Genomic DNA, 18,270 nt, shown 5'->3' with positions numbered 1-18,270 from the left:
CCCGCGCCGCACGTCGTCCGGGCACACCCGCAGTCACGTTGCGTGGCTTCTATGGGGGTGTTCGGGTTCCTCTGGTGTTCGGTCGATGAGGCCGGTGAGCACTTGACGGATGACTCGTACGAAGAGCGCGTCGGGGTCGGCGAGCAGGTCCTCGGGCGCGCCGCCCGCGAGGGCCGTCGCGAGGCGCGGGTAGTGCCCGCTCGAGGCGGCGCCCGTCAAGTAGACGGCCTGAGCGACTTGGCGTCCGGTCGGGGTACGGTGGCGCTGAAGTTCGGTCTGTGCGAACAGCGTCACCAGCGCCGACATGATGGCGACCGTCTCCACCGCCGCCTGGCCTGAGAGCCCTGACGGTTCCAAGGCCTCCAGGGCTCGGTCCAGGTAGGAGAGTCCGTTAGGTCCGGCTCTGAGCGGCTCGGGTGCCAGCTCGGCGAGCCACGGATGCCGCAGGTATACGGCCTTGGCGCGGACGGCCAGGTTTGCCAGGTCGGTCACCGGGTCGCCGTCCAGTGGGACGCCCAGGTCGATCTCCCCGGCGACCGCGTCGGCCATGAGGTCCAGCAGGTCGTCGCGTCCCGACACGTACCGGTAGAGCGAGGCCGGGCCGGTGCCCAGGCGCTTGGCCAGTGCACGCAGGGAGAGCGCGTTCAACCCCTCCTGGTCGGCCAGCTCGATCGCGGCTTTGGTGATCTGGGCGCGGCTGCGCTCGGGCGCCGGTCCACGTGCGCCCCGCTCGGGACGTTCCCACACGGTCACCGGCCGTTCGGCCTTCGTCTTGTCAGCCACTGGCCCCCTTGTCGGCTCCTTGGGCGTACCGTGCTCTAACATAGTAACCGCGAACACTGATCGCAGTTTTGGAGGGATCATGAACGCGACCGAACTCTGGACGCCGGCTCGCTGGGCCGACAACGGCCCCGTCAAGCTGGCCTACGACAGGCTGACCGAGGGCGTGGACGGGGACCCGCTACTCCTCGTCACCGGACTCGGCGTCTCCCGCCGCTGGTGGCCGGACGGCCTGTGCCGCGCCCTCGCCGCGCGCGGGTTCGCGGTCGCCAGGTACGACCAGCGCGACGCCGGAGAGTCGACGCACCTGCCGCGACAAGCCGCGGGCAACCCGATCGACGCGCTGCTTCGCCGGCGTGGCGCGACCTACACCGCCGAGGACATGACCGACGACGGGACCGCGGTCATGGACGCGCTCGGCTGGTGCACGGCCCACCTGTTCGGGGCGTCACTCGGCGGGGCCGTCGCCCAGCCGACGGCCATCCGCCACGCGGACCGGGTCCGCACGCTGACGTCGGTCTCGGCCGTCCCCGGGGACGCGGCGGGCCTGGCCACCCTGCGCCATGTCCGGCTCGGGACGCTTGCCAAGCTCGCGCGGGTCAAACACCCCGACACCCCACAGGGGGACATCGAGGCCGGCGTGCAGGTCGCGCGCATCCTCGCCTCGCCCGGCCGACCGTTCGACGAGGCCGCCACCCGCGACCTCCTCACCCGCCTCGCCGACTCGGGTGTACGAGACAAGGGAGCGCAGAGCAGTCAGATCGGCGCTCAGTGGCACGGCCCGGCAATCGACACGATCACTGTTCCGACGCTCGTCCTGCACGGCGAGGACGACCCGTTGATCAAGCCGAGCAGCGGGCGGCGCATCGCGGCCCGCATCCCCGGCGCGCGGCTGGTCACGCTGCCCGGCATGGGTCACGATCTTCCCGAAGCGGTCTGGGACGACATCGCCGCCGAGGTCCGGCGGCTGGCGGACCAACGCTCAGTCTCCGCCTGACCAACGCCCGCTCCGACCTCACCGAACCGCCGTGGCGTGCGATCCGGTTCCGTTGCAAGAGGCAACGACCGTCCGGTGGAGCTCAGGTCGGGGGTGACGACCGGGTCTCGAGCGGCGGGGCTACCGGTCCTGCTGGGCCTCTGGCTGCGCTTCGGTCGCGGTTTTGTGGACGACGCAGACGGAGACTTTGACGCTGGCGGCGATGGTGCGGATGGATTCGCCGCGTTGGCGGCGGGCGAGGATGACGGCGCGCCGCTCTCCACATCAGTGCAGGTCAGGGATATCCGTTGCTTTCGGCGCGCACTAACGAGAGTCCAATTGCGGGTGTGTGCGGAAAGCTTCAGGGCCGTCAGACCCGGGTGGTCTGACGGCCCTGTATGGCCGGTTCATGGTCAGGCCTTGTTGAAGGTGTTCTTGGCCCACAGGTAGGAGACCAGGGCAATGCCAGCGCACCAGGCGGTGGCGGTGGTGGCGCTGTTGCCGATCGGGGTGCCGAGCAGGAGGCCGCGGATGGTTTCCATGATGGGGGTGAAGGGCTGGTATTCGGCGAACCAGCGGATGGCGGTGGGCATGGAGTCGGTGGGGACAAAGCCGCTGCCCAGGAAGGGCAGCAGGATCAGGGGCATGGGTGCGTTGCTGGCGGCTTCGGGGGTTTGGGAGGTCAGGCCGAGGGCGACCGCGAGCCAGGTGATGGCGACGGCGAACAGGGTGAGCATTCCGGTGGTGGCCAGCCATTCGATGGGGGTGGCGTTGGGCCGGAAGCCGATGGCGGTGGCGATGGCGATGAGGACGGTCATGCCGAGGAGTTGCTGGATGACGCTGGCGACGACGTGGCCGGTCAGGACCGAGGCGCGGGCGATGCGCATGGTTTTGAAGCGGGCGATGATGCCTTCGGTCATGTCGGTGGCGACCATGACGGCGGTGCCGGTGGCGGCGGTGGCGGCGGCCATGAGCAGGATGCCGGGGACGACGTAGTTGACGTAGGCGTCACGGCCGCCGCCGGCTGCGCCGGCGATGCCGTTGCCGAGGGTGCCGCCGAAGACGTAGACGAATACCAGTAGCAGGATGACGGGTGTGATGATCAGCTGGATGGTCATGGAGGGGTAGCGGATCAGGCGTTTGAGCTGGCGCCGGATCATGGTGGCTGAGTCGCGTGCGGCCAGGGTCGGGGTGCTCATCGCAGGGACTCCTTCTGCTGCTGGTCCTGCTGCTGGTTGGGCTGTGGCTGGTTGGGTTGGTGGCCGGTGAGGGTGAGGAAGACGTCGTCGAGGTCGGGGGTGTGGATGGTGAGGTCGGCGGGTTCGATCCCGGCGGTGTCCAGCCGGGTGAGCAGGTGGCGTAGTGCGGCGACGCCGCCGTCGGAGGGGATCTGCAGGGTGAGCCGGTCGTCATCAGAGGGGTCGATGAAGCCCTGGCCGAGTGCGGTGAGTGCGCCGGTGAGCGTGTCGTCGTCGGTGAACCGCAGCGAGACGTGGCCGCCGGGGATGAGCCGTTTGAGTTCGTCGGCGGTGCCTTGGGCGATCAGCGCTCCGTGGTCGAGCAGGGCGATGTGGTCGGCGAGCTGGTCGGCTTCTTCCAGGTATTGGGTGGTGAGGAAGATGGTGACGCCGTCGGCCACCAGGTCGCGGACGATGCTCCACATGGCGCGGCGGCTGCGGGGGTCCAGGCCGGTGGTGGGTTCGTCCAGGAAGATCAGGGAGGGGTCGCCGACCAGGGTCATCGCCAGGTCCAGGCGGCGTTGCATGCCGCCCGAATAGGTTTGGGCCGGTTTGCTGGCGGCGTCGACCAAATCGAAGCGTTCCAGCAGTTCGGCGGCCTTGCGTTTGCCGTCGCGGCGGGGCAGGTGGTGCAGGTCGGCCATCAGCAGCAGGTTCTCCTGGCCGGTGAGGAGTTTGTCGACCGCCGAGTACTGGCCGGTGACGCCGATCGCGCCGCGCACGTCGTCGGGCTGCCGGCTCAGGTCATATCCCGCGACCTGGACGGTGCCGCCGTCTGCCGGGAGCAGGGTGGACAGGATCTGCACGGTGGTGGTCTTACCGGCGCCGTTCGGGCCAAGCAGGGAGAAGACGCTGCCTTGCGGGACGGCCAGGTCGATGCCGTCGAGAACGACCTTGTCGCCGGTCTTGTCGCGGTAGGACTTGCGCAGCCCGTTCACCGCGATGGCCAGGTTCGTCATGATGCTGCTCCTTCACAAAGACTGCGAAACACGTTGCGGGTCACAAGCCGCGGAGTTACAGGCTGCGGCTCAGGCTGCGGGGTTACAGGCTGCGCGCGGCGATGTCGCCGTAGGCGGTGGTGGCGTGAATGTCCAGGTCGGCCGAGCCATCGTTCTTCAGACCGTTGCTGATCCGGCCGTAACCAGTGCCCGCGTCCAGCGAAGCCGAGACGCCTGCGGCGGCGCTGACCGAGATGTCTCCGGACTGGGTGCGCAGGGTGACCGTGCCGCGTACGGCCTCGGCGATCCGGATGTCGCCCCTTTGGGTGCTGATCTCCGCGGGGCCGCCCAGTCGGCCGACCTCGACGTCGCCGTCGGTCGCGGTGAGGCGGACGCTCGCGGCCTCGTCCAGCTTGATCTGGTGGTACGCGCCTTCGAAGGCGACGTCGCCGAGGCGTCCGACGCCCCGCAACTGGGTGCTGGCCGCCTTGGCCTCGACCCGGGAACCGGCGGGCAGCTTGACCGTCACCTCGATTGATCCTGACGGGCCGAGGTACTGGTTCTTCCCCGCCGGGGCCGCGATCCGCAGGACGCCGTCGGCGTATTCGACGGTGGTCTGCTCGGCCGCCTTCACATCGCGGCCCTTGGAGGCGTTGGCGGGCAGGACCTCGACCGTGGTGTCGGCCCGGTCGGCGGCGATGAACTGCACCCGCCCCGCGGGGACGTGGAGGACGGCGGAGATCGGGGCGGGGGTGTTGAACTTCTGCATCGTGCTCTCCCTTTGCGCTTGCGGCTCGTCGTTTCGAACAACGCAAAAGCTACGTTGCTTTCCAGATTCCCACAACAAGATCTTTGCCTCAAAGCAGTGTTTGTGCAGGTAGAGGCACAGCAATCATTGCAACTGTTCTCGCGTTTAACGCAACGTGCGACGGTCGATCGTTGCAATGTGTTGAAGGTGAACGCTATGGCGGAGGCGTCAAGCGCCATGGAACGAGCTCCACGATCACGCGTGAGGTCATGCGCAACGGCAGGCCCCATCGGCGGCCCCGGAAGCTACGGCGAGCCGCAAGGTGGCGAGATGGATCTCATGTCCGTCGCGCGATGATGTCGGATGGCGTCGAGCCCGTTCGTAGCCAAGGTGAGAGGTCGGCAACGGGCCGGTCGCCACTCACCAGGAGAGCATCATGACCGCTACCTACACCTTCGACGTCTTTTCCAGCCTGGACGGCTTCGGTTCCTACGATGGCGGCGACTGGGGCGGGTACTGGGGGAAGCAGGGCCCCGAGTTTCTCGACCGCCGCCTCGCCTTGTACGGCGAGGAGCAGCGGTTGGTCTTCGGGGCCAACACCTATCGGCAATTCGTGCAGCTGCTGGGCTCGAGCACCGAGCAGTCCGGAGTGGGTGACCCAGTGAACACCCGGATGAGGAGCCTGCCGGCAACGGTGGTGTCGACCACACTCGAAGGCACCCTCGACTGGCCGGGTGGCGCGAACGTCGTGAGCGGCGACGCCGTCGACATCGTCGCCCGGCTCAAGGAGGAGTCGCAGGTGCCGTTGCGCTCGCACGGCAGCCTGTCGCTGAACCGGGCGCTGATGGCCGCCGGCCTGGTCGACCGCATCCAGGTGACGCTCTTCCCAGTGATCACCGGCCAGACCGGAGTGGACCCGATCTTCCAGGACGCGGCCGACTTCGACCTCGAACTGATCGAGCACCGGACACTCGACGGCCACACCCAGGAGCTCATCTACCGGCCCACCCTGCATGCCTGAGCGTCCATGCACCTTCAACCCGCGCAGCGCGAAGGCGAACGCCCACAGGTGTGGCTGCCGCTTCAGGACTTCCAGGCTGGCCACCGTGCTGAACGTTGCTGGACGCTCTCACGACCAGGCACGACGGCGTCCAGAAGCCTCTGTCCAGGAAGTCGGCGTGATGGCGCCCGACGGGGCTACCAGTCTCGGACGGACTCCGCACCGGAGATGAGACTGGTGCGGGCGTCTTCGAGGCCGTGGCCGTGGCCGTGGCCGTGGAGCGCTTCGGCCTCGTTCATGATGTGGTCGAGGGCTGCAAAGAGCTCTCGCGCTCGACAGGCTCGATGAAGCCCGTCCGGTGGTCAAGCTGGATCAGGCGGGCTTGGCATCGATGCGGCCGCGGCCGTCGGGTCCGATGATCCGCCACCCCGCCGACAGGACGTGGCCAGTAAGCACTCGCATCGGCCACTCGGGCGTCATTCAGTTCAACGCCATGTCCGGCGCTCGCCTCGCTGAAGTCGGCAGCTCGCCACCCTTGCCGTTCCCGGCGGCGACGGCGTGCTGCCGGTCGGGGCCGTCGACTCTCGTGGTGCCGGACGTCGCGAACGTGGTGTCGGTGGGATCGGGTGCCCGCTGCTCAACGGCCTGGACCAGGTGACCTCCTCATCACGGCAACGGGGGTGACTACCAGGGTGGAATCTCAACTGCGGTCGAGGGCCAACCCGGCGCCGCCGGCCGGTCAGTTCCGTGGGTCGGGCTCGGCGGCGACGGCGTGCCGCAGGTAGGCGCGCAGGCGGGCTGCAGGCGGGGCGTGCACGCGGGCGCGCAGGGGTGGTGGCGAAGTCATCCACGCGGGGCAGCTGCACCCGCAGCTTGTCCACCTGCTGCGCGTTACCGGCCGCGGGCCTTTCGGAGCGCGTCGCCGAGTGTCTCGGTGCTGGTCACGCCGATGATTAGATCGCCGCTCTCGAAGACGAACCTCGGCACGGTGGTGACGCCTTCCCGCCGCGCTGCGGCCACTTGCTCACGTACCTCTGCGTCCCCCTGCTCGGTGGCGAGAAAGTCCCGCACCCGGCCGCCGTCCAAGCCGACCCGCTCGGCCAGCTCGGTGAGTTGCGTGTGGTCGGCGACGTTCACGCCGTCGCGGAAGTAGGCGTCGAAGAGGGCGGTCGCCAGCGCGGCCTGTACCTCGGCGCCGTGTTCGTGCAGGGCGAGCCACCGCAGTCGGTGTGCGGTCAAGGTGTTGACCGCCATCGCACGGTCGAATCGGTACTCGATCCCTTCGCTGGCACCGCGCCGTGTCATCTCCGTGACCATTGCCTCAGCTTGGTGCGGACCGAACATCTCGACCACCGTGTCCATCAGTGGCCGGGGTTCCTCGGGCGCGTCGGGAAGCAGCAGGTACGGATGATGAACGAGTTCGACGTCCGATTCTGCACCGGACGCGGCCAGCGCGCGGTGGAACTGGTGCGTGCCGAGGCGGCACCACGGGCACGCGATGTCGTCGTACACCTCTACTTTCATCCTGTGTCCTTTCTCGTGCGGGGGCATCGGGGATGCGGGTGGTGTCGCCATGGCGTCGGCGGAGTAGAGCGCATGGATCAGGTCGGCCCGGGCTGGGGATCGGCGCTCGCGATGGGGTCCCGCAGCACTCGGAGGGCTCGGGACCATGCGAGGACTTCGTCCAGCATGGTGGTCAGGGCCGTTTCTTGGCGTTCGCCGGGGGCGCAGACGCCGGCCTTGGAGCCGGTGAAGTCGAAGTCGAAGTACGGGTTGATCGCGACCTGGGCATGGACGTCAGCGATTTTGATCTCGGCCATGGTCTGCCGTAGTTGTTCGGCGGCGCGGGTGCCGCCGTAGACCCCGTAGCTGACGATTCCGGCTGCCTTGTCGTTCCATTCGGCGTACAAGTAGTCGATGGCGTTTTTCAGGGCGGCGGGGATGGCGCTGTTGTACTCCGGGGTGACGAACACGAACCCGTCGAACCTGTCGATCGTGGCCGCCCACCGCTTGGTATGTGCGTTCTGGTACGAACCGATGACTGCGGGCGCGGGCTCATCCAGCAACGGCAGCTCGTAGGCGGCTATGTCGACGAGTTCGAGGCCGGCCTCTCCGGCCTTGACGGCGGGGTGCCGGCCAGCGGCCTCGGCGACCCACTGGGCCACGTCCTCGACGCGGCGTCCGGGGCGGGTGCTGCCCAGAATGATCGCGATCTGGATCATGGGGCTCAATGAGCTCTCACCGTCGGTGAAGATGTTCATGCTTGCGAGCGTCCCGGCAATGGGCATGTACGAGCCAGGCTGCGGTTTTCCTAGCCCTGGCAGGGCCAGGCTCGCCTGAATACCATGCAGTTGATGAGGGAAACAGAGCTGGGCGCGTTCATACGCGCGCACCGGGAGGCGGTCTCGCCGACTGCGGTCGGGCTCCCGAACGGGAACCGGCGCCGCACCCCCGGGCTGCGCCGGGCCGAACTGGCCACGCTCGCCGGCGTCAGCGTGGATTACCTCACCCGGCTGGAGCAGGGGCGCGACCGCAGCCCGTCCGCTCAGGTGCTCGCCGCGCTCTCCGACACGTTGGGTCTGTCCCGTGACGAACGGATCCACCTGTACCGGCTGGCGAAGACCGTCACCGGCGGCGGTGCGTGCGACGGAGCCGCCATGACACGGGTCCAGACGGTGCGCCCGACCGTGCAGGCGCTGCTGGACCGGCTCGAACCCGCGCCCGCTCTGGTTGCCAACCGCCCCGGCGACCTGCTCGCGTGGACGGCCGGGTTCGCGCAGCTCGCCGGCCCGACCGGGCTACTGGAGGCGGAGCCGCCGAACCTGGTCCGGTACGCGTTCACCGACCCACGGGCGCACGATGCCCACCCGGACTGGGACGCGGTCGCCGAAGAGCGGGCCGCCGCGCTGCGGGCCGCGGCGGCGCTCGGTGACCCGCACGCGGCGCTGCTCGCCCAGGAGCTGATGATCACCGCCGGCCCCCCTTTCCGCGACCGGTTCGAGGGCTCGGCCGCACTGCCCACGCGCACCGGCGTCGAGCGGTGGACGCACCCGCAGGTGGGAGAACTGCGGCTGGCGTACGAGAGACTGGAACTGCCCGACCCCGACGAGCAGCGGCTGGTGGTCTACCTCGCCTCCGACGAGGCCACCGCCACCGCCCTCAATCGCCTCACCGACCATCAGCCCGCCGCCTCAAGCACCGTGGCTGGCAAGGGATGAGGCGCCGACCGCGATCCACGAGCCCATCGCTAGCAGGCCGACGCGCGAAGCGGCGGTAGGCGTTGCGGTGGTGACGGACCTGGTGGATCCACCTGGCCAGCTACAACACGGACCTGCAGATCAACCGCCCGAACGTGAGCCCTTCACCGCCTGCGGAGACTCAGCTGGATGCCCTCTCTTGCATGGAACGCGCTAGCTCTGCCGCGCGGCGTCCTTAACGAACACGATCCCGTCGTTGCTCGCCAGGTGTGCCGGGTCCAGCGGAGAGTAGCCGTACCAGGGGGACACGCGGGGGGCGGGCGTCGCGTCGCCGAGGAGTGCGGCCAACCGACCGGTGTCGACGACGTAGCGGTCCTCCGGGAGCGCGTACAGGAGCCCTTCGATGGTGTCCGGAGGCGGGGTGTCCACTCCCTGGTGGCGGATCGTGCCGAGGGCCGTGGCCAGGAAGGCGTACCCCTCCCCCAGTTGGGCGCTGACGATCGCGCCGGCGCTCCACCATTCCACCGGACGGTTGCCCATCCGCATGCTGCTCTTGTTCCGCTGGAGGTGGCCATTGTGGCCGTTCACCAGCGCCGGGCCCCGCTCCGCGATGGCGCGCAGGTTGGCGGCCATCATCGAATCCCGCACGCCGAGCAGCCGCGCCATGCGGCCCGGTGAGGTGTCGGCCATCCAGAAGTGATAGCGCAGCAGGCCGATGGCGGTGCGTCCGTACAGGAGTGCCCGGTCCCAGTCGTCCGGTGAGGACGTTGCGATCAGCTGTGGCGTCTGCGCTTCGAGCAGCGCCATCAGGTCGTCGGCGAGCAGCCGCAGCTCTTTGGCCTCGGGCGTCTGTCCCGCAGAACGGGATGGGTCCATCATCGCGGCGGGCTCGGTCCACTGGTCGTCGGCGCCGAGCAGGCGGTCGAGCGTCTCCGCGTCGCAGGGGAGCAGGTCGGCGTCCACCCAGGCGGTGAGGTAGGCGTGGAGTGCGGTGAGGGCCTGCCGGGGGCTCGCGGCGTGGGTGATCTCCAGCGGGCCGTCGAAACCGGCGAAGCGCAGCCGCTCGGACGCGGGCCGGCCGTTGTTGTACGCGCGCATCCAGCGCACGAGCTCGCGGTTGCCTGCGAAGGCGCCCCACTCGTGGCTGAAGCCGCGCTCCATGACCTCATCGAGGATGCCCGTGCCCGAGGTGACGTAGTCGTCCACGAGCAGGCCCATCATGCAGTCGCTCTCGATGGCGAACGTCCGGTAGCCCTCCTGCTCGACGAGTTGCCGGAAAAGGTCGTTCCGCAGCTCGAGCAGAACGTTCTCGCCATGGGTCGGCTCACCCAAGGCAAGCAGCCGCGGCCTGGCGGTGAGCAATCCCATGACGGCAGCAGCATCGACAACATGGACGGCCTCTTTAAAAGCAGCAGTCATGCCCTCAACGGTATCGTTGAATAAACGATGTAAGCTTTTCGTCGATTTCGGCAGGACAGTGGGGCAAAACCTTAAAAGCGAGGGACAGCTCAGGCCAGTTGACCTGGCGCGAGTCCACGGTCTGTCCACGCAGGCGGTAAGGAACTACGAGGCGGCCGGCATCCTTCCGGCGGCTGAACGCACCCCGCATGGCTACCGCACCTACACGCCGCTGCACGCGCAGGCGCTGCACGCCTTCCTCGCGCTCGCGCCCGGACACGGCCACCAGACGGCCACGTCGATCATGCAGGCGGTCAACCGGGACGCGATCGAGGACGCGCTCCAGCTCATCGACGAGAGTCACGCCCAGCTTCTTGACGACCGCCGCACCCTCCAAGCTGTCGAAGCCGCCGTTCGTGACCTCGAACCCGCGCCGCCGGAACGAGGCGACACGTTCGTCGGGCCACTCTCGAAAAGGCTCGGCATTCGCCCGGCCACGCTGCGCAAGTGGGAACGCGCTGGCTTGGTCCAGCCGCGCCGTGACTCGCAGACGGGCTATCGCGTCTACAGTGCGGCCGACGTGCGCGACGCCCTCCTGACTCACCAGCTCAGACGAGGTGGTTACCTGCTGGAGCAGATCGCCCCGGTGATCGCCCAGGTCCGTTCCGCCGGAGGCATCACGCCGCTCGAGTCCATGCTCCGCGACTGGCATGCCCGCCTGTCGGCCAGGAGCCGCGCCATTCTCAGCGGCGCTGCCGCACTGGACACCTACCTCGACTGCCGACCGGCCCCGCCCGAAGACGGGCTGAGTTCCTGCGCCACCGCTTCGTCGACCACGGAGCCGACTCAGCCGCCCAACAGCTCCGGCTGATCGTCGCCGTCGTCCCTCAAATCGTCATGTGCTGGACCTTTTTGCCCTACCGGCTTGCCTACCGGCTTGCCTACCGGCTTTCGCTGAATGTCCGTCGATAGGTGCCGGGTGTGGTGCCGAAGTGTGCCCGGAAGCGGCGGCGCAGGTTGACCGCCGAGGCGAGTCCGACCCGGGTGGCGATGGCTTCCACCGGAAGGTTGCTCTGTTCCAGCAGTATGCGTGCCGCGTCGAGGCGCTGGCCGAGCAGCCACTGTCCCGGGCTGGTGCCGAGCTGTTCGGTGAACTGGCGGGCGAGAGTGCGGCTCGATAGCCCGGCGCGTTCGGCGAGCCGGCCGACGGTCAGCCGGGTGTCGAGCTGGGAGGTGGCCCACTCCAGCAGTGGCGCCAATGACTCGTCCGCCCTGGCCGGGGCGGGCTGTGTGGCGTACTGGAGTTGGCTGCCCTCTCGGTGTGGCGGCAGCACCATGTTCCGGGCGATCTGGGCGGCGTATGCCGCGCCGTGGTCGGAACGTACAAGGTGCAGGCACAGGTCGATGCCCGCACCTGTTCCGGCGCTGGTCGCCACGTCGCCGTGATCGACGTACAGCACGTCCGGGTCGACCTGCACCTCGGGGAAGGTGGCAGCGAGTTGGGCGGCGTGACGCCAGTGGGTGGCGGCGCGGCGGCCGTCGAGCAGTCCGGCCTGAGCGAGGACGAACGCCCCCGTGCAGATCGCGACGATCCTCGCCCCGCGCTGGTGGGCAGCCCGCAGCGCCCGGGTGATGGTCGGCGGCGCCGGTGCGCCGGCCGGCTGCCAACCGGGGACGACCACGGTGTCTGCCTCCTGCAGGGCAGCCAGCCCTGCATCGACGAGGACCGCGTAGCCGACGGTGGTCTGCACAGGGCCGGGGCGCTCGGCGCAGATCCGGAAGTCGTAGTGGGCCGGCACGTCCGGCCGGACGGTGCCGAAGACCTCGGCGGCACAGGCGAGTTCGAACGGTGACTGAGGTGGGTTGAGCAGGGCCACCACCCGGTGACGGTTCATGGCAGGAATGTACCCATGAATGTCTTTCTGGACTCTCGGCCCGGGAGGCAGGCCACGGTCACAGTGGTCCCATGAGTGGTCCCATGAGTGGTCCCATGAGTGGAACCACTGAAACGGGCGTGCTGAGGAGCACAGTCCAGGTCGACGGCGAAACGGCCAGCTACCTGACCGCAGGGCAGGGCGGCCCAGCCCTAGAGCAGGGTGGCCCGGCTGTAGAGCAGGACAGCCCGGTCGTGTTGCTGCTGCACGGAACGTATTGGAGCCGGGTATGGCTTCCGGTGCTGGGTCGTCTCGCGGAGGCGGGGCTGCGGCCCCTTGCGGTCGATCTCCCCGGGCTGGGGCGCTCGGGAGGCGAGCTCACCTTGGAAACCGCCACGGTCCCGGCACTTGCGGACTGGGTGGCGCGATTCGCATCCGCGCTGGAGCTCTCCGGGCCGATCGCCGTGGCAGGTCATGACATCGGCGGTGCCGTCGCACAGCATCTCCTCGTCCACGATCGGCTGGAGGTGCCACGGTTGGCCTTGGTCAACTCGGTCCTCTACGACTCCTGGCCGGCGCCCCACGTGGCCCGGTTCCGGGACCCGGAGGTCGTCGCGGCGACCACCGCCGATGAACTTCTCGCCGCCCGTCGGCAGGCGGTGACGGCGGCGCTGGCCGGTGCCGCCACCGAGCAGCGGATCGCTGACTATCTGGATACGTGGACCGATCCGCGCGTCCGCCGCTCCTGGCTGGCCATGGCGGGCGCGGCAGAAAGCCGCTACACCCTCGATCTCGTTCCCGCGCTGCAGCGGTCCACGACGCCCAAGCTGCTGATCTGGGGCGAGGACGACGGCTTCGAGAAGGTGGAGTACGCCGAGAAGTTCGCCTTGGAGATCCCGCGAACCACGCTCATACGCATCCCAGAAGCGGACCACATCCCCACCGAGAACGCCCCAGGCCAGATCGCCCGCGCCCTCATCGATTTCTTCATGGCGTAGAGGTCCTACCGTTCAGCAGTGCTGACTTTTGTACGTGACCAGCCCGTCGACCGGGCGGGCGGACCGTCCGGAGCACGCGACATCGAGGACACCGACACCCGGCGAAACCGGAATCGACGATCTCCCGGATGTCCTTCTGCAGGGCGCGCGTGTGCGCGTGCGTCCGGGCGATCCTGCCCAGCCGGCGGGGTGGGCTCGTCCTGGTCACCAACGGTGATGGACTGTTTGTGCTCCTTTCCAGCTGTGCGGATGAGCCGGTAGGCCAGGAGGGCCACCTTCTCCCAGGGGATGAGCCAGGCGATCGCGATGAGCGTGAGGCCCAGGTCGGCGCGGGTCAGGGCCGTGATCAGCTCTCGTGTGGTGACGAGGTTGAGGCCCGTGTTGGCCAGACGGATTGCGAGGCGGACGGGGGTGAGGTTCCAGAGCGTGAGGAGTGTTTCCCGCATCTGTCATCGCCTCCCTTCAGCTTTGCGTAGGCCTTGCGCCTGAGGACGGTGCGGGTCAGAGGTTGCAGGTCCAGAGACTGCGGGTCCGGAGACTGCGGGTCAGGGACTGCGGGTCAGAGGCTGCTGGCGGTGATGTCGCCGTAGGCGGTGGTCGCGTGGATGGTCAAGTCGGCGGCGCCTTCGGTGTTCTTGAGCGCGTTGTGGATCCGGCCGTAGGAGGTGCCGGCGTCCAATGAGGCCGAGACGCCTGCGGCGGCGCCGATCGACACCTGGCCGGCCTGGGTGCGCAGCACGACCGTGCCGCGCACGGCCTCGGTGATGCGGATGTCGCCCTTTTGGGTGCTGATCTGTGCGGGGCCATTGAGGCGGCCGACCTCGACGTCGCCCGCGTCGGCGGTGAGGTGGACGCTGGCGGCCTCGTCGAGCTTGATCGAGCCATGCGCGCCCTCGAAGGCGACGTCGCCGAACCGTCCGACGGCCTGGAACTCGGCGCTGGCAGCCTTGGCCTCGACCCGGGAGCCGGCGGGCAGGTGGACCATCACCTCGATGGATCCGGAGCTGCCGAGGACCTGGTTCTTCGCCGAGGCCTCGATCCGCAGGACGCCGTCGCGGTATTCGACCTTGGTCTGCTCTGCCACCTTCACGTCGCGGTGCTTGGTGACGTCGGCGGGCAGGACCTCGACCGTGGTGTCGGCCCGGTCGGCGGCGATGAACTGCACGCGTCCGGCGGGGATGTCCAGGACGGCGGTGACCGGGGCGGGGGTGTGGAACTTCTGCATTGTGCTCTCCTTGCGGGCTTGTTGTTTCGAACGAGGGAAAAGCTACGTTGCATTCCAAATCCTCGCAACAAGTCTGTTGCTCGATACATGCATTAGTGCAGGTCGAAGCTAGAAGATCGTTGCGGTGGCTTCGAATTTAATGCAACGCCAGCTGTCTGATCTTTGCAATGGGATGAGTGTGAACGCTACGCCGGCGACTGAGATGGCGCGAGCCGGGGCGGTGGTGCGGCCATGACGTCAACTTAACGCAGGATGACGTCAGAATGCCGCTTGACGTGATGTCGTTCTGACGTCATAGTAGGGGCATGGATCTGATGCCGTACGTGGAGAACCTCCGCCGCGAGCTCGCCGTCGCCGCCGAGGCGGGCGGCCCGGACGCTCGCGCGCTGGCCGAGCGCCTCACCGGCGCCCTGGAATCGGCTGCCCGGCTCACCCTGCTGGAGGCGCTCTCGGCGGCAGCGGACGAGATCACCAGCGAACTCGCACCGGGCTCGGTCGAGGTGCGGCTGCGTGGCAGCGACCCTGCGTTCGTGGTGACGCCGCCGCAGTCAGGGCCAACCTTGGCAAGCGCGGCCGGCGGCGGGGCGGAGCCCGCGTGGGAGCCCCTGCCGCCGCCTGGCTTCACGCATGCCGCCCCGCCCGGCGCCACGCATGTCGCGCTGCCGCCCGGTGTCACGCATGCCGCGCCGCCGTCCGGCGCCACGTATGCCACGCCGCCGTCCGGGTCGTCGTCCGGTGCCACGCATGCAGGGCCGCCGTCCGGGCCGCCATCCGCGGAGGAGGGCGGCACCGCGCGGATGACCCTGCGGTTGCCTGAGCACCTCAAGGTGCGCGTGGAGGAGGCGGCCGGGCGGCAGGGGATCTCGGTCAACGCCTGGCTGGTCCGCGCCATCTCCGCCGCGTTCGAGCCCGGCGTCGGAAGTGGTCCCGCCGATCGGCCACCGCAGCCCCAGACCGGGCGCAGCTACACCGGCTGGGTGCGCTAGCCGCACTCGGGCTGGCTGCGCTAGCGGCGCTCGAACTGGGTGCGCTAGCGGCACTCGCCCGGCCCCCGCTAGCGGCACTCGCCCGGCCCCATCGCCCATCACCAGTCATCGCCTCATCGCCCGGCCCGAGGCCGGGATGTTGCACCGGACCCATGAGGAGGGCTCCGCCATGCCTGCTTTCGACACTCCCGAACCGATCAGCGCCGACATCCAGATCTACGTCGGCCGGGTCCGTATCCACGCCGGCGACCGCGCCGACACCGTGGTGGAGGTGCGCCCCAGCGACCCGTCCACCGAGGCGAGCGTGAAGGCCGCCGAGCAGACGATCGTCGAGTTCTCCAACGGACGGCTGCTGGTCAAGGGCCCTAAGCCCAAAGCCCTGGGGCACCTGCGGTCCTGGCGCGGCTCCATCGACGTGACCGTTGAGCTGCCGGCCGCCTCCCGCCTCGAGGCCGAAGGCGCCGCGGACTTCATCGCCACCGGCCCGCTCGGCCAGACCGTCGTGCGCAGCTCGACCGGCGACATCCGCCTGGAGGAGACCGGTCCGCTGGAGGCCAAGGCGTCCATCGGCGAAATCTCCGTCGACCGGGTGACCGGACTCGCCGAGCTGACCGCCTCCACCGGGGCGATCCGGATCGGGACCATCGGCGGCCCCAGCACGGTGAAGAACTCCACCGGCGCCATCGTCCTCGGCGAAGTGACCGGCGACGTGCAACTGAAGACCGGCACCGGTGACGTCACCATCGGCCGCGTGCTGGCCGGCGGCCTCACCGCCAGGGTCGCGCACGGCCGGATCCGCATCGACGCGGCGGTGAGCGGCACCCTCCACATCGAGGGCGGCCACGGCAAGGTCGACGTCGGCATCGCCGAGGGCACGGCCGCCTGGCTGGACCTGCAGTCCAAGAACGGCATGGTGCGCAACACCCTGACCGCCGCCGAAGGCCCCGAGACCGCCGACACGGTCGTCGAGGTGCACGCGCACACCAACTACGGCGACATCGACGTCCACCGGTCCTGACCCCTGACCCGCTGACACCAGCAAGGAGACCCCTCATGAGTGACGCGATCACAGCCGAAGGGCTGGTCAAGAAGTACGGGAACGTGACGGCGCTGGACGGCATGGAGCTGTCGGTTCCGCGCGGGACGGTGCTGGCCCTGCTCGGGCCGAACGGCGCCGGCAAGACGACGACGGTACGGGTGCTGACCACGCTGCTGCAGCCGGACGCGGGACGCGCCGTGGTCGCGGGCTGCGACGTCGTCCGCGAGGCCGCGAAGCTGCGCTCCTACATCGGGGTGTCCGGGCAGTACGCCGCCGTCGACGACCACCTCACCGGCGCCGAAAACCTGGAGATGGTCGGGCGGCTTTACCATCTGGGCTCCAAACGCAGCAAGGCCCGCGCCCGCGAGCTGCTGGAACGCTTCGACCTCACCGGCGCCGCCGACCGTCCGGTCAAGGGCTACTCCGGCGGCATGCGCCGCCGCATCGACCTGGCCGGCGCGCTCGTCGCCGACCCGCCGGTGCTGTTCCTGGACGAACCCACCACCGGTCTCGACCCGCACGCCCGCTCGCAGCTCTGGGATGTGATCTCCGAGCTGGTCAAGGGCGGCACCACGCTGCTGCTCACCACCCAGTACATGGAGGAGGCCGACCGGCTGGCCGACCAGATCATGGTGGTCGACCACGGCCGTGCCATCGCCCGCGGCACCGCCGACGAGCTCAAGGACCGGGTCGGCGGCAACCGCATCGAGCTGTCGGTCGCCGACCGGGAACAGCTGACGACAGCGCGGGAGACGCTGGCCTGGCTCGCCGTGGGCGCCATGGAGACCGACGCCGAGGCGCTCCGGGTCACGGTCCCGGTCACCAACGGCCCCGAGTCGCTGCGCCAGGCCCTCGGCCGGCTGGCCGAGCAGGGCGTCACCGTCCGGGACGCCGGACTGCGGCGGCCCACGATGGACGACGTCTACCTCACCCTCACCGGGCACCGGGCAACCGGCTCCCAGCACACCGACGACACCGCCGCGCAGGCCCAGGAGGTCACCCGATGAGCGCGCTCACCCTCCCGATCACCGACGGGCTCACCATCGCCAAGCGCAACGCCCTCAAGATCAAGAGGTCTCCGGACCTGCTCGGCGCCGCGATCATGTTTCCGATCGTGTTCGTGCTGTTGTTCGCCTACGTCTTCGGCAGCGTCATCGAGATCCCGGGGATGTCGTACAAGGAGTTCCTGCTCCCCGGCATCTTCGTCCAGGCGGTCATCATCGGCGCGCAGACCACCGGGTACACGCTGACGCTGGACCTGCAAAAGGGCATCTACGACCGGTTCCGCTCGCTGCCGATGGCGCGGTCGGCGGTGCTGATCGGCCAGACCGTCAGCGACCTGCTGATGAACGTCAGCAGCCTGGTGGTGATGGCGCTGATGGGCCTTGTGGTCGGCTGGCGGGTGCATAGCTCGCCGCTGGAAGTGGTGCTGGGCTTCGGGCTGCTGCTGCTGTTCGCCTATGCGTTCTCATGGGTGACGGCGGCGGTGGCACTGGCGCTGCGGACGCCGGAGAACTTCAACAACGTCGCCACCATGGTGTCCTTCCCGCTGATGTTCATCTCCAACGCCTACCTCGACAGCGCGAAGCTCCCCACACCGCTCCGCGTCATCGCCGAGTGGAACCCCGTCTCCACGTTCACCCAAGCCGCACGCGAACTCTTCGGCAATACCAGCACCGCGATGAAGACCTCGGACGCCTGGCCCATCCAGCACGCCATTCCGGTCTCACTGCTCTGGATCGCCATCATCCTGATCGTGTTCATTCCGCTGGCGACCCGCCTCTACAAGAAGACGGTCAGCAACTGACCGCCGACACAACGCAAAGGCGCCCCACCCGCACCGGAGGGGTGCCTTTGGTATGGCCACGACGGT

19 protein-coding genes are annotated in these 18,270 nt (G+C 68.9%); 9 read left to right on the top strand and 10 right to left on the bottom strand.

The genetic code is table 11. The features are described 5' to 3' along the window. Positions 1–33: 33 nt before the first annotated feature. On the bottom strand, positions 34–783 hold the full coding sequence (locus tag ACH34W_RS49315; protein ID WP_395968208.1) for a TetR/AcrR family transcriptional regulator: 750 nt from the start codon (positions 781–783) through the stop codon (positions 34–36). A 79-nt stretch (positions 784–862) separates the two neighbouring features. On the opposite strand from ACH34W_RS49315, the gene ACH34W_RS49310 reads away from it, so the two are divergent. Continuing rightward, the gene (locus ACH34W_RS49310) at positions 863–1,777 is read left to right on the top strand and encodes an alpha/beta fold hydrolase (RefSeq protein ID WP_395968207.1); all 915 of its coding nucleotides are present in this window, start codon (positions 863–865) and stop codon (positions 1,775–1,777) included. 392 nt (positions 1,778–2,169) lie between these two features. On the opposite strand, the gene ACH34W_RS49305 is transcribed toward ACH34W_RS49310, so the two are convergent. The 3 genes from ACH34W_RS49305 to ACH34W_RS49295 all read right to left on the bottom strand — a co-directional run bounded on the left by ACH34W_RS49305 (position 2,170) and on the right by ACH34W_RS49295 (position 4,701). Beyond that, positions 2,170–2,955: an ABC transporter permease gene (locus ACH34W_RS49305; protein ID WP_395968206.1), complete on the bottom strand. Its 786-nt coding sequence runs from the start codon at positions 2,953–2,955 to the stop codon at positions 2,170–2,172. After that, entirely contained in the window at positions 2,952–3,953 is a 1,002-nt protein-coding gene (locus ACH34W_RS49300) for an ATP-binding cassette domain-containing protein (protein ID WP_395968205.1), read from the bottom strand. Before ACH34W_RS49300 ends, ACH34W_RS49305 begins: the two co-directional genes overlap by 4 nt. An 82-nt stretch (positions 3,954–4,035) precedes the next feature. Further along, positions 4,036–4,701, bottom strand: a complete 666-nt coding sequence (locus ACH34W_RS49295) for a DUF4097 family beta strand repeat-containing protein (protein WP_395968204.1) — start codon at positions 4,699–4,701, stop codon at positions 4,036–4,038. A 415-nt stretch (positions 4,702–5,116) separates the two neighbouring features. Between ACH34W_RS49295 and ACH34W_RS49290 the strand changes: the two genes are divergently transcribed. Beyond that, complete coding sequence (locus ACH34W_RS49290) at positions 5,117–5,701, top strand: dihydrofolate reductase family protein (RefSeq protein ID WP_395968203.1); 585 nt, start codon at positions 5,117–5,119, stop codon at positions 5,699–5,701. An 870-nt stretch (positions 5,702–6,571) separates the two neighbouring features. Here the strand turns inward: ACH34W_RS49290 and ACH34W_RS49285 are convergent. Both ACH34W_RS49285 and ACH34W_RS49280 read right to left on the bottom strand, forming a co-directional pair. Beyond that, positions 6,572–7,204 carry a DsbA family protein gene (locus tag ACH34W_RS49285; RefSeq protein ID WP_395968202.1) on the bottom strand — a complete coding sequence of 211 codons (633 nt, stop codon included), beginning with the start codon at positions 7,202–7,204 and terminating at the stop codon, positions 6,572–6,574. Between the two features lie 77 nt (positions 7,205–7,281). Continuing rightward, entirely contained in the window at positions 7,282–7,941 is a 660-nt protein-coding gene (locus tag ACH34W_RS49280; protein ID WP_395968201.1) for an NADPH-dependent FMN reductase, read from the bottom strand. A 93-nt stretch (positions 7,942–8,034) separates the two neighbouring features. On the opposite strand from ACH34W_RS49280, the gene ACH34W_RS49275 reads away from it, so the two are divergent. Then, entirely contained in the window at positions 8,035–8,898 is an 864-nt protein-coding gene (locus ACH34W_RS49275; protein ID WP_395968200.1) for a helix-turn-helix transcriptional regulator, read from the top strand. Between the two features lie 192 nt (positions 8,899–9,090). Here ACH34W_RS49275 and ACH34W_RS49270 read toward each other — a convergent pair whose 3' ends face one another. After that, positions 9,091–10,245 (bottom strand): erythromycin esterase family protein, encoded by a 1,155-nt coding sequence (locus tag ACH34W_RS49270; protein ID WP_395968199.1) that lies wholly within the window; start codon positions 10,243–10,245, stop codon positions 9,091–9,093. 109 nt (positions 10,246–10,354) lie between these two features. On the opposite strand from ACH34W_RS49270, the gene ACH34W_RS49265 reads away from it, so the two are divergent. Beyond that, positions 10,355–11,146, top strand: a complete 792-nt coding sequence (locus ACH34W_RS49265; protein ID WP_395968257.1) for a TioE family transcriptional regulator — start codon at positions 10,355–10,357, stop codon at positions 11,144–11,146. Positions 11,147–11,216: 70 nt separating this feature from the next. On the opposite strand, the gene ACH34W_RS49260 is transcribed toward ACH34W_RS49265, so the two are convergent. Next, positions 11,217–12,170, bottom strand: a complete 954-nt coding sequence (locus ACH34W_RS49260; RefSeq protein WP_395968198.1) for a helix-turn-helix domain-containing protein — start codon at positions 12,168–12,170, stop codon at positions 11,217–11,219. Between the two features lie 95 nt (positions 12,171–12,265). Between ACH34W_RS49260 and ACH34W_RS49255 the strand changes: the two genes are divergently transcribed. Continuing rightward, complete coding sequence (locus tag ACH34W_RS49255; RefSeq protein WP_395968197.1) at positions 12,266–13,147, top strand: alpha/beta fold hydrolase; 882 nt, start codon at positions 12,266–12,268, stop codon at positions 13,145–13,147. Positions 13,148–13,152: 5 nt separating this feature from the next. Here the strand turns inward: ACH34W_RS49255 and ACH34W_RS49250 are convergent, their stop codons facing one another. Both ACH34W_RS49250 and ACH34W_RS49245 read right to left on the bottom strand, forming a co-directional pair. Further along, positions 13,153–13,593 carry a hypothetical protein gene (locus ACH34W_RS49250; protein ID WP_395968196.1) on the bottom strand — a complete coding sequence of 147 codons (441 nt, stop codon included), beginning with the start codon at positions 13,591–13,593 and terminating at the stop codon, positions 13,153–13,155. A gap of 113 nt (positions 13,594–13,706) precedes the next feature. Next, complete coding sequence (locus ACH34W_RS49245; RefSeq protein WP_395968195.1) at positions 13,707–14,372, bottom strand: DUF4097 family beta strand repeat-containing protein; 666 nt, start codon at positions 14,370–14,372, stop codon at positions 13,707–13,709. A 305-nt stretch (positions 14,373–14,677) separates the two neighbouring features. Here ACH34W_RS49245 and ACH34W_RS49240 point away from each other — a divergent pair, with 305 nt between their 5' ends. The 4 genes from ACH34W_RS49240 (at position 14,678) to ACH34W_RS49225 (ending at position 18,204) form a co-directional block, all read left to right on the top strand. Continuing rightward, positions 14,678–15,358, top strand: a complete 681-nt coding sequence (locus ACH34W_RS49240) for a toxin-antitoxin system HicB family antitoxin (RefSeq protein ID WP_395968194.1) — start codon at positions 14,678–14,680, stop codon at positions 15,356–15,358. Between the two features lie 169 nt (positions 15,359–15,527). Then, the gene (locus ACH34W_RS49235) at positions 15,528–16,376 is read left to right on the top strand and encodes a DUF4097 family beta strand repeat-containing protein (protein WP_395968193.1); all 849 of its coding nucleotides are present in this window, start codon (positions 15,528–15,530) and stop codon (positions 16,374–16,376) included. A gap of 35 nt (positions 16,377–16,411) precedes the next feature. Further along, positions 16,412–17,404, top strand: a complete 993-nt coding sequence (locus tag ACH34W_RS49230; RefSeq protein WP_395968192.1) for an ATP-binding cassette domain-containing protein — start codon at positions 16,412–16,414, stop codon at positions 17,402–17,404. Beyond that, positions 17,401–18,204 (top strand): ABC transporter permease, encoded by an 804-nt coding sequence (locus ACH34W_RS49225; RefSeq protein ID WP_395968191.1) that lies wholly within the window; start codon positions 17,401–17,403, stop codon positions 18,202–18,204. Before ACH34W_RS49230 ends, ACH34W_RS49225 begins: the two co-directional genes overlap by 4 nt. The last annotated feature ends 66 nt before the right edge of the window (positions 18,205–18,270 follow it).

Origin of the sequence: Actinomadura sp. 6N118 (assembly GCF_044326415.1) — a bacterium.
Taxonomy (GTDB): Bacteria; Actinomycetota; Actinomycetes; order Streptosporangiales; family Streptosporangiaceae; genus Spirillospora.
This window is presented reverse-complemented; position numbering and strand designations above follow the sequence as displayed.